Source organism: Kitasatospora sp. NPDC059577, assembly GCF_042735475.1.
GTDB lineage: Bacteria > Actinomycetota > Actinomycetes > Streptomycetales > Streptomycetaceae > Kitasatospora.
Window position 1 is genome coordinate 53,775 of sequence record NZ_JBHWBZ010000036.1, and the last position, 9,839, is coordinate 63,613.

The 9,839-nt window shown below is 75.1% G+C and carries 11 protein-coding genes; 5 read left to right on the plus strand and 6 right to left on the minus strand.

The window, feature by feature from the left end; genetic code table 11:
- Window positions 1-43 precede the first annotated feature (43 nt).
- On the plus strand, window positions 44-967 hold the full coding sequence (locus ACFV0O_RS25365; protein WP_380345554.1) for an aminoglycoside phosphotransferase family protein: 924 nt from the start codon (window positions 44-46) through the stop codon (window positions 965-967).
- A gap of 5 nt (window positions 968-972) precedes the next feature.
- Here ACFV0O_RS25365 and ACFV0O_RS25370 read toward each other — a convergent pair whose 3' ends face one another.
- The 3 genes from ACFV0O_RS25370 to ACFV0O_RS25380 form a co-directional block, all read right to left on the minus strand.
- Window positions 973-1,494, minus strand: a complete 522-nt coding sequence (locus ACFV0O_RS25370) for a GNAT family protein (RefSeq protein WP_360256709.1) — start codon at window positions 1,492-1,494, stop codon at window positions 973-975.
- 107 nt (window positions 1,495-1,601) lie between these two features.
- Entirely contained in the window at window positions 1,602-2,222 is a 621-nt protein-coding gene (locus ACFV0O_RS25375; protein ID WP_380345556.1) for a formylglycine-generating enzyme family protein, read from the minus strand.
- Window positions 2,223-2,231: 9 nt separating this feature from the next.
- Window positions 2,232-2,825, minus strand: coding sequence for a TetR/AcrR family transcriptional regulator (locus ACFV0O_RS25380; protein WP_380345557.1), 594 nt, complete (start codon window positions 2,823-2,825; stop codon window positions 2,232-2,234).
- Between the two features lie 64 nt (window positions 2,826-2,889).
- Between ACFV0O_RS25380 and ACFV0O_RS25385 the strand changes: the two genes are divergently transcribed.
- Window positions 2,890-3,372, plus strand: a complete 483-nt coding sequence (locus ACFV0O_RS25385) for an SRPBCC family protein (protein WP_380345558.1) — start codon at window positions 2,890-2,892, stop codon at window positions 3,370-3,372.
- Window positions 3,373-3,726: 354 nt separating this feature from the next.
- Here ACFV0O_RS25385 and ACFV0O_RS25390 read toward each other — a convergent pair whose 3' ends face one another.
- Window positions 3,727-4,179, minus strand: coding sequence for a hypothetical protein (locus ACFV0O_RS25390; RefSeq protein WP_380345559.1), 453 nt, complete (start codon window positions 4,177-4,179; stop codon window positions 3,727-3,729).
- Window positions 4,180-4,452: 273 nt separating this feature from the next.
- Here ACFV0O_RS25390 and ACFV0O_RS25395 point away from each other — a divergent pair, with 273 nt between their 5' ends.
- The 3 genes from ACFV0O_RS25395 (at window position 4,453) to ACFV0O_RS25405 (ending at window position 8,012) form a co-directional block, all read left to right on the plus strand.
- Window positions 4,453-5,238 carry a class I SAM-dependent methyltransferase gene (locus ACFV0O_RS25395; RefSeq protein WP_380345561.1) on the plus strand — a complete coding sequence of 262 codons (786 nt, stop codon included), beginning with the start codon at window positions 4,453-4,455 and terminating at the stop codon, window positions 5,236-5,238.
- 36 nt (window positions 5,239-5,274) lie between these two features.
- Window positions 5,275-6,534 (plus strand): alpha/beta hydrolase, encoded by a 1,260-nt coding sequence (locus ACFV0O_RS25400; protein ID WP_380345563.1) that lies wholly within the window; start codon window positions 5,275-5,277, stop codon window positions 6,532-6,534.
- A 659-nt stretch (window positions 6,535-7,193) separates the two neighbouring features.
- Complete coding sequence (locus ACFV0O_RS25405) at window positions 7,194-8,012, plus strand: hypothetical protein (protein ID WP_380345564.1); 819 nt, start codon at window positions 7,194-7,196, stop codon at window positions 8,010-8,012.
- Between the two features lie 193 nt (window positions 8,013-8,205).
- Here ACFV0O_RS25405 and ACFV0O_RS25410 read toward each other — a convergent pair whose 3' ends face one another.
- A complete protein-coding gene (locus ACFV0O_RS25410) occupies window positions 8,206-8,814 on the minus strand; it encodes a hypothetical protein (protein ID WP_380345565.1) in 609 nt (202 codons plus the stop codon).
- A gap of 224 nt (window positions 8,815-9,038) precedes the next feature.
- Window positions 9,039-9,593 carry a GNAT family N-acetyltransferase gene (locus ACFV0O_RS25415; RefSeq protein WP_380345567.1) on the minus strand — a complete coding sequence of 185 codons (555 nt, stop codon included), beginning with the start codon at window positions 9,591-9,593 and terminating at the stop codon, window positions 9,039-9,041.
- Between the last annotated feature and the right edge of the window lie 246 nt (window positions 9,594-9,839).

Consider the following 9,839-nt stretch of genomic DNA (forward strand, 5'->3'; position numbering starts at 1 on the left):
AAACCGCTTGCGGCACGGCCGCCGTCCTGCCTACGGTGCGCCCGTGCTGCCCCCGGTACTGACGGACGAGGAATGGGACGCGGTCGTCCCCGACGAGTCGGTGGTGCGCCCCGCCGCCGAAGCGCTGTGCGCCCGGCTCGGTGTCGGCGGCCTGCCACTGGAGCGCTTCCCGGAGGGCTCCGTCCCGGTCTACGCGGTCGGCGCCCGGCACGTCCTCAAGCTGTTCCCGACGTCGAGCGCCCGGGACGGGATCACGGAGGAGCGCGTCCTCGCCCGGCTGCGGGGCGCGCTGCCGATCCCCACCCCGGAGGTCCGGGAGGCCGGCGCGTACGTCAACGGCTGGCGCTACGTGCTGATGTCGCGGCTGCCCGGCGAGGGCCTCGCGCCCGCCTGGCCGCGCGTCCCCCGGCCGGACCGCGAGCGGATCGTCCGTGACTGCGGCGAGGCGCTCGCCGCCCTGCACGCGCTCGACCCCGAGCCGCTCGCCGACGTCCTGGGCCCCGGCGACTGGCCCGCCTTCCTCGACCGGCAGCGGGCCGGCGCCGTCGCCCGCCAACGCGACCGCGGCCTGCCGCAGGCCTGGCTGGAGCAGATCCCCGACTTCCTCGCCGCGGCGCGGCTCCCCTCCGCCCCCGCCCGCGCCCTGCTGCACACCGAGTTCATGCGCGAGCACCTCCTCACCGACCCGGCCGACGGCTGGCGCCTCACCGGCCTGATCGACTTCGAGCCCGCCATGATCGGCGACCCGGCCTACGACCTGGTCGCGGTGGGCCTCTTCACCACCCGCGCCGACCCGTACCTCCTCGGCCGGCTGCTGGCCGCCTACGGCCGCCCCGTCGACCCCCGCCTGCTGATGGCCTACACGCTGCTCCACGTCTACAGCGACCTGCCGTGGTACCTGAGGGAGCTGAAGCCCTCCGCCGGCACCCTGGACGCCCTCGCCGAGGAGTGGTTCGGGGTCTCCTGAGGCGGTCAGGGCCGCGGGTCGGTCCGCAGCAGGCCGTAGCGGACGACGTCACGCCACTCGCCGTCCCGGAAGGTCACCGAACGCTGGACGCCCTCGCGGGTGAAGCCGCACTTCTCCAGGGCCCGCTGCTCGGCGACGTTGCCGGTCTCGGTGTCCGCCTCCAATCTGACCACCGGCGTGTGCGCGAACAGGTAGTCCACCAGCAGGAGTTGGGCGTGCGTTCCGATACCCCGGCCGCGCACGTGCGGCAGCAGCTGCGCGCCGATGTTCCAGTACGGCGCGGTCGGCAGCACCGCCTTGCGCAACGCGGCGACGAAGCCGCAGAACTCGCCGGCCACGGTGACCGCGAGCATCCACTGCTCGTCCCCGAGCAGCCCGTTCTCGACCCATCGGCGGCGGAACCGGTCCAGGTCCCGCCAGCCGTACCACTGGTACTCCCCCAGCATCCCGGGGTCGCTCAGCAGCTCGCCCAGCGCGGGCAGGTCGGCTTCGGCGATCGGCCGCAGCGCGATCTGGTCGTTGTCCACGCTGCGCCAACGCCCGGCCCCGCGGGACGGTTCCGCGCCCCGCCCGCACCTTCACGCCGGCCCGCGCCCCCGGCCCCACGCACCCCCGGCCTCACGCACCCCCGGCCTCACGAACCGGTCGACCGGGCGAGCCGGAACCCCACGTCGTCGATCCGCAGCGTCGGGTGGCTGCGGCGGCGGACGGAGGCGCGGCAGCTCCAGTGCTCGTCGAACCAGCCGCCGCCGCGCAGCACGCGGTAGTCGCCGTACACCTGCGCGTCGTAGACGTCCCAGCACCACTCCCACACGTTGCCGAGCAGGTCGTACAGTCCGTGGGCGTTCGGCCGGAGTCCGCCCACCTCGTGCGGGCGGTCGCCGGAGTTGCCGCGGTGCCAGGCGATCTCGTCGAGCGGGCCGTAGCGCGGGCCGTCCGTCCCGGCGCGGCAGGCGTGTTCCCACTCGGCCTCGGTGGGCAGCCGGTAGCCGTCTGCGGACCGGTCCCAGACCACGTCCTCGCCGTCCACCCCGTACGCGGGCGTCAGGCCCTCGCGCCGGGACAGCTCGTTGCAGTGGCGGACGGCGTCGTGCCACGACACGCTGTGCGCCGGTCGGCGGTCACCGGCCGCGCCCTCGTACCGCTCGCGGGTGACCGGACAGGGCGCCAGCTCGAACGAGGCGACCTCGACCTCCCAACTGCGCCGGGTGCGACGGTCGGAGAGCGTGACCAGGCCGGCCGGAACGGTGATCATCCGGCGATCCTACGGCCTGCCGCCGCGCAGCAGGTCGACCGCGCTCCGCTCGGCCAGGTCCTCCGCGTGCGCGGGCAGCGGCGCCCCGGCGTGCAGGGGCCCGCGCACCACGGCGAGCGGCAGGCCCGCGACGGCGAGCCGCACCCGGTCGACGTCCAGCGCCGTCGTCGCACCCGCGCGCCCGGCGAGCCCGGTCAGCGCCTTCCGCACCCGCCGCCCGCCCAGCCGCTCGCGCCGCAGGTACTCCTCGGGCCACTCCGCCTTGCCGAACGCCTCCGCGCCGTGCAGCAGCACGACGGCGCGCTCGCGGTGCGCCCGGCACCACGCGACCACCTGCCGGGCGGCCGCGCCCGCCGCCAGGTGCGGCTCCGGGTGTGCGTCGAAGGCGGGCAGACAGGCGGCCTGGAACTCCTCCACCGTCCGCAGCCACAACTCGGCCAGCAGGGCGGACCGCTGGGGGAAGCGGTGGTAGACGGAGCCGTTGGGGGCGCCGGACTCGCGGGCGACGGCGGACATGGTGACGGCGGCCGGTCCGCCGGCCGCAGCGAGCCGTACCGCGGCGTCGAGAAGGGTGGATTCGTCGTGACGGGGTGGCCTGGGCATGCAGTGGAGAGTACTCTCCATTTCAATTGGAGGGGATCATCCAAAACGAGGGGGAGGACCCGGCATGGCCGTGCTCAACATCCACGAACGCACCGTCCCGGCACCGGCGGAGGAGGTCGGCGCGCTGATCGACCGCCTCGCCGGCCCCGACGACCCGCTCTGGCCGACGCCCGACTGGCCCGGGATGCGGTTCGACCGGCCGCTCGCGGTCGGCGCCGTCGGCGGGCACGGCCCGATCCGCTACACCGTCGCCGGGTACGCGCCAGGACAGTGGGTGCGCTTCCGCTTCACCGGCCCGCGCGGCTTCGACGGCCACCACGAGTTCACCGTCCACCCCGCGGGCGGGACCACCGTGCTCCGCCACACCATCGCCATGCGCCTGCGCGGGCCCGGACGGCTCACCTGGCCGCTCGCCTTCCGGTGGCTGCACGACGCCCTGGTCGAGGACGGCCTCGACCGGGCGGTGCACGCCTGCGGCGGCACCGTGGCCCGCCCCGCCCGCTGGAGCCCGTACGTCCGCCTGCTGCGCCGGCTGATCCGGCACTGACGACCGGCACCGGCCCGGCTCCGGCCCGGTTCCGCCCCGCGGACGTTCGCATCGCGACGGATCGTCAGGACGCGCGGCCTCGGCCACGGCGGGGGCGAGGGCCGGCACGGTGGCGGAGTCCCCGGCCGAGCGGGCAACGGGAGCCGGCCAGGGGGGTCCACGGCCCCGGCTCCGGCACCGGCCTCGACACCGGCCCCGACGGCGACACCGGCTCCGGCTCCGGCTCCGGCTCCGCAACGTGGAGCGCCACGTACGCCACCGGGGCCGAGCACCACGAGGCGTCGGCCGTCCGGGTGCACGGCGCCTCCGCCGCCGGCCTCGCCGCCCCGCGCGAGCACTCCCCGGGCCGACCTCTCAGACCGGGAACACCCACGCGTCGATGACACCCCAGCCGATCACCGTGACCGCCGCGCATGCCCGGGCGACCATGGCCGCCCAGCGGCCGCACCCGCGGCCGCGAGCCCGCTGGAAGCCGGCGACCAGACCGGCGACCGCGGCGACCGGCAGGGCGAGGAAGGCGAGGTAGAGGGCCCACCTGCCGATCGCCAGCTTGTAGAGGACGCCGATCAGGCCCGCGGGGATCGACACCGCCGCGACGGCCATCCCGGCGGCGGCGCAGGCCGTCCGGAAGTGCTCCCGACTGCGGAAGAAGGACGGCACCGCACAGGCGACGGCACAGAGCAGCCCGGGCACGTACACGACCGCCCCCGGCGTGCCGAACTCGTCCACGATGGCCGCGGCCGGCAGCAGGAACGCGACACCACCCAGGCCCGACAGCCATCGGGCACTCACCGGCACCTCGGTCATGACTCCCCCGTCCGCCCCCGCGGGCACGAAATTTGAACGCGTTCGAATCTAGCATGCGGGAACCTTGTCCGGACCGTGACGTCGACCCCCTCGCCGGGACCCCGGCCGTCCCGCGGAAGCGGCCCTTCCCGGCCCGCGACGGAGGCACCGCCGCACCCCGACCCGACCGCGGACCACCCGGCCCCGTGCCGTCGACCGTGACCCCAACAGCCCTCCCCGCAAAGGTTTTTGCGCCGCTCGCTCCCGTCCGCCAGGGCACCTACGCTCGACCGCATGAACCGCACGATCCGCACCGTCGAGGACGTCCTCGTCCTGCTCGACGGCTACTTCCCGCTGCCCGAGGCCCGCTGGGACGGCCTCTACGCCGACCGGTCCGCCGACCGCCCGTTCTTCGCACCCGAGCCGGACGAGAACCTGGTCTCCTACCTCGACCGGGGCCTGATCCCGGCCACCCCCGGCCCCGACCACACCACCGACCGCACCACCGACCGCGCCGCCGAGTCCGGCCCCGCCCCCACCCCCCTCCGCGCCCTCGACCTCGGCTGCGGACCCGGCCGCAACGCGATCCACCTGGCCTCCCGCGGGTTCGAGGTCGACGCCGTCGACCTCTCCACCGCCGCCGTCGACTGGGCCGAGGAGCGCGCCCGCGAAGCCGGCGCCGGCGCCGGCCTGCGCTTCCACCGCGCGAGCATCTTCGAGGCCGGGCTCCCCCACGCCCACTACGACCTGGTCTACGACTCCGGCTGCCTGCACCACCTCCCGCCGCACCGCCGGGTCAGCTACCTCGCCCTCCTCGACCGCGTCCTCGCGCCGGGCGGCCACTTCGCCGTCACCACGTTCGCCGCCGGCGCGATGGGCTCCGAGCGGCCCGACGAGGAGCTGTACCGACTCGGCGCCCTGGAGGGCGGGCTGGCCTTCTCGCCCGAGGAGCTCCGGTCGCTGTTCCGCGACCTCACGCCGCTGGAGGTCCGCCCGATGGCCGTCCGGGCGCCCGGTTCCGGACTCTTCGGCGCGCCCTTCCTCCTCACAGCCCTCTTCCAGCGAACTGCCAGTCTTTAACCAGCCTCTCATCCTCCGCCCCTAGCCTCCGGGCACATGAACGTCTCCCTGCTCGACGGCTGGTTCCCGTGGACGGTCCAGGCCGCCGCCCTCGCGCTGTTCCTGGGCACGGTGGTCCGTCGGGACCGCGCGTGGCGGGTGAAGTGGGGACCGGTCGCACTGGGGACGGCACTCGTGGTCACCGCCGCCACCGCGGTGGCCGTGGTGACGTTGAGCGGGATCACCGACCCGATCCCGTTCGGGGTGTGGTTGTGGAGCGGGGTGGCGGTCGCGGCGCTGTGCGTCCTCGGGTTCGGCTGGCGGGGCGCCCGGTGGTGGCGGCGGGCGCTGGTCGCGCCGACCGTACTGCTCGCGCTGTTCTGCGCCGCGAACAGCCTGAACGTCTCCACCGGCTACTACCCGACCCTCGGCGACGCGATCGGCGAACTCGGCGGGCAGCCGCTGCCGGACCAGATCACGCTCGCCGAACTCGCCTCCATCCACGGGAAGACGAAGACCGGCCGCATCGTCCAGGTCGACATCCCGGACAGCACCGGCGGCTTCGCCCACCGCCAGGAGCTCGTCTACCTGCCGCCCGCCTGGTTCCGCAGCCAGTCCCGGCCCAAGCTGCCCGTGCTGGAGATGATCGGCGGCGAGTTCGCGGCACCCGACAACTGGATCCGCTCCGGCAACGCGGTGAAGACCGCCGACGACTTCGCCGCCCGGCACAACGGCTTCGCGCCGATCCTGGTCTTCGCGGACGCCACCGGCGGCTTCCGGGTGGACACCGAGTGCGTGGACGGTCCGCACGGCCAGGCCGAGAGCCACCTGGTCAAGGACGTCCCGGCGTTCGTCCGCACCACCTTCAACGCCGCCACCGACCCGCACAAGTGGGGCGTCGCCGGCTGGTCGATGGGCGGCACCTGCGCCTTCGACCTGACTGTCGAACACCCGGGCGTCTTCACGCACTTCGGCGACTTCTCCGGCGACCGGGGCCCGTTCATCGGCGACAAGGACCACACCGTCCAGGAGCTGTACGGCGGCGACGCCGCCGCCTGGGCCGCCCACGACCCGCTGACCGTGCTCGCCCACCACCCCAAGTACCAGGGCGTCTCCGGGTACTTCGGCCAGGGCGACGAGGAACACGGCCAGATCGAGTCCGCCAAGGCACTGGAGGCGGCGGCCAGGAAGGACGGCATCCGCACCGTCTCCGCCGTCGGCTCCGGCAAGCACACCTGGCAGACCGGCGCCGCGACCTTCGCCCAGGCCCTGCCCTGGCTCGCCCAGCAGCTCGGCGTCCCGGGCACCCACGCCTAGCCCCGGGACAGGGCCCGGGCTCCGCCGCTGGGGTCCGGCCGGACCGGGCCCGCACCGCGAACCGCCGCGCACGCGAACCACCGTCGCGCGCCGCCCCGGCCGCCCGCGGGCCGACGCCACCCCGGGGCACCCGTGGGAAAGCCTTGGCCTCGGCGGCGGTTTGAACCCCGCCCGCGCCCGCGCGCCCCGGGGCCCCGCTCGCCCGAGGGCTCGGTACGGGCCCGCAGCACCACGCTCCGGCAGCGCTAATCCCCTGCTCCGGGCGGCACTTGACCGTGTCCGCGCACTCCAGGAATCCCCCGCACCCCGCGCATAGCTCCCGCCGCGCCCGCACACATGTTCCCCATCAGCACCCCCGACCGCCCCGGCCACCCGGGCGTCCGCCGGGATTCCGCTTTGCTCCCGGCGTTCGCTTGGCATAGGTTTCGACCGCCGTCGACGCAGTACCGGCGCTGACCGCCCCTCAGACCCGAGGAGGCGGCGGCGACCGGGAGCCGGACGGCAGTACGTCAACGGGGGAGGAAACAGCCATGCCGAGTGCCCGCGATCACGGGTCACCCGGGCGGCGAGGACGGACGGGCGGTGCCGCGCACCCGCGGCCCGCGGCCGATGCGCGCCCGACCCCGCTCCACGCCACCGGACACTTGAGGAATCGTCAGTTGCGCAGCACCCGACTGATCGCCAACACCGCCGTCACCGCCGCGGCCCTCGTCTGCCTGGGCGCCCTCAGCGCCTGCGGACCGGACAACAGCGGTCAGGACGGCGGCAAGACCGCCGCTCCCGCTCCGTCCACCGCCGCACCGGCGGGCGGCGGCACCGGCGCCCCCAGCGCGGGCGCCACCAAGCCGGCCGGCAACGGCGGCACCGACAGCGCCGCCAAGGGCATCCCGGCCAAGGCCTGGATGGACACCAAGAGCATCCCGATGGACGAGACCTACCACTACGCGCCGCTGGCGGCCAACGCCAAGCCGCAGACCGGCCCGGTCCAGTTCAAGGGCATGGAGCTGTGCCACGCGCCGGTCGCCAAGGACGACGAGTGGATGTTCACCGGCACCGCCTCGGCGAAGGCGTCGGTCGGCTTCGGCGGCGACCGCTGGACGGCCCAGCAGACCCTGCTGTTCGTCGGTGACCCGACCCACAGCAGCGGCGCCAAGCAGACGACCAACCTGACGTACGAGCGGCTGACGGACGCGCTCAAGGGCTGCGCCAAGACCGTGCCCGGCGCCACCGTCAAGGTCGACAGCGCCGCGGACGCGCCGTACTTCGCCGCCGTCCTGACCGTCCCGCAGGCCGACGGCACCGCCGCCACCCTGCACGAGTACGCGGTCACCGACGGCGGGACGGTCAGCGAGCTGTCCGTCTGGGCGGTCACCAAGGCCGGCGCCCAGCCCAAGGACGCCTGGAAGGCCCCCGAGGACAAGTACGTCGGCACGGGCATGACCGCGCCGATGTGCGAGGCCCTCCCCGGCTGCGGCTGATCCCCGCGGCTGATCCCCGCGGCGCTCCTCGCGGGCGCCGCAGCGGGCACCGCGCCACGGGTGCCCGCGACACCCCACAGACGGCCGCCCGGTCCGTCCGGCACAGGGGACCGGACGGGCCGGGCGGCCCCTTCACGCCCGCGCGCGGTGAACCGGCTTCACCGCGTCAGGGCGCCGCTGACGCCTGGACGCCTCAGAGCCCCAGCACGCTGAGCGCCGTGGTCCAGTCGTCGGCGATCGCGCTTCTGGCGTCGTCCAGGCCGACCCGGCCACCGCACACCGCGTTCTTGAGCTTGGTCTCGACGGAGTCCTTGCTCTGCGCCGGCTGGCTGCCGTAGCGCGGCTCGGGCCAGAGGTTGGCCGGGTCGCGCGGCGCGCCGCCGAGCTCCAGCGGGACGAGGTGGTCCTCCTCGTAGTCGGCCGTGCTGGTGTCCGCGTAGCCGTACTGCGCGATCTGCTGCACCTTCAGCGGGTTGGTGTAGCTGGTCGGCGGGCGGACGGTGGCGGTCCAGCCGGAGACGCAGATGGTCTGGCCGATGGTGCTCTGGGTGACGTCGGGGTTGTATGCACCCGGGGTGCAGTTCGGGTCGGGCAACGGCAGGTACGCCTGCGAACAACTCGCGGAGAGCGTAACGCCCTTGTGGGTGCCGGCCGCGGCCGGGGCGGCAGCCTGCGCGGTGCCGGCGGCGAGCCCGGCGGCGGCGAGGGAGGCCGCCGCGAGGACGACGGTCAGACGCTGACGGAACATCATGGGGAAGTTCTCCTGGGCCGGCCCGGCCTCTCGCCGGGCGACTGTGCTCATGACAGCACCGCGCGCCCGACGACCGTCAGGCTCAGGACGTGAACGCCTGGTGACCCCGCCTTCACAACCGCCGGTCGGGCACGACGCCGGGACGGCACCCCGACGCCGCGGGACCGGCCCGGGGAACCCGCGGCCCGAGCCGGTGAGCCCCGCGGCCCGAGCCGGGGAACCCCGCGGCCCGGCCCGGTGAGTCCCGCGGACCGACCGGCCCCGGGAGCCGCCGATCAGCCCCGGAGCACCGCCAGTTCGATCTCCCGGGCCGTTTCGTGGCCCGGCACCGGCACGGTCACGCCGGAGTGCTCGAAACCGGCCTTGACGTACATCGCCTCGGCGCGGGCGTTCTCCTCGTGGACGAACAGCCGCACGCGCTGGATCCGGGGCTCGGCGAGCGACCACGACCACTCCTGGGCGGCCCGGATCAGGTCGAGCGCCAGCCCGGTGCCCCGCGCCTCGGGCCGGACGTAGACCCCGACGACGTGCGTCTGGTCGACCGTGACGACGTCGCCCCCCAGGGCGCCCGGCCCGCCGGGCCGCTCGACCAGCACGCTGACCGAGCCGAGCCAGCGCCCGTCCGCGTCCTCGCCGACGAACTGCGCCACGCCGGATCCCGTCGCGGCGCCGGCCGCGCGGTCCTGCCAGAACTCGTCGGGCCTGGCGGCGGCCTGTTCGTGCGTTTCGAGGAAGGCGATGGCCGCGACCGGGTCCAGTAGCGCGTCCAGCCGGAGCTCCCTGACCTGCGCCCAGTCCTCGCTCCGCACCCGCCTGATGATGATGTCCATTGCATGATCATTTCATCGGGCCCGGTCACCCCCGCAACCGCATTACGGGCCGCCGGACACCGCCTCCGCCGAGCACCGCCCCGCGCCCCGCCGACACCGTCACCACCGACCACCGACCACCGACCACCGACCGCCCACCGCCGAGGCCTGACCGCCGGTCAGGCCGAGCCGCCCCCCCCCAGCGCCAGCAGTCGGGCCAGCCGCGCCGCCCGCCCCTCCGGCAGGCACCCGTGCCCGAGTTCGGTG

Bases quoted from the DNA above. Each gene is read 5' to 3' on its own strand.
- ACFV0O_RS25390 (WP_380345559.1), bottom strand. From the start codon at position 4,179: ATGACCGAGGTGCCGGTGAGTGCCCGATGGCTGTCGGGCCTGGGTGGT.
- ACFV0O_RS25400 (WP_380345563.1), top strand. From the start codon at position 5,275: ATGAACGTCTCCCTGCTCGACGGCTGGTTCCCGTGGACGGTCCAGGCC.
- ACFV0O_RS25375 (WP_380345556.1), bottom strand. From the start codon at position 2,222: ATGATCACCGTTCCGGCCGGCCTGGTCACGCTCTCCGACCGTCGCACC.
- ACFV0O_RS25395 (WP_380345561.1), top strand. From the start codon at position 4,453: ATGAACCGCACGATCCGCACCGTCGAGGACGTCCTCGTCCTGCTCGAC.
- ACFV0O_RS25380 (WP_380345557.1), bottom strand. From the start codon at position 2,825: ATGCCCAGGCCACCCCGTCACGACGAATCCACCCTTCTCGACGCCGCG.
- ACFV0O_RS25415 (WP_380345567.1), bottom strand. From the start codon at position 9,593: ATGGACATCATCATCAGGCGGGTGCGGAGCGAGGACTGGGCGCAGGTC.
- ACFV0O_RS25410 (WP_380345565.1), bottom strand. From the start codon at position 8,814: ATGAGCACAGTCGCCCGGCGAGAGGCCGGGCCGGCCCAGGAGAACTTC.
- ACFV0O_RS25385 (WP_380345558.1), top strand. From the start codon at position 2,890: ATGGCCGTGCTCAACATCCACGAACGCACCGTCCCGGCACCGGCGGAG.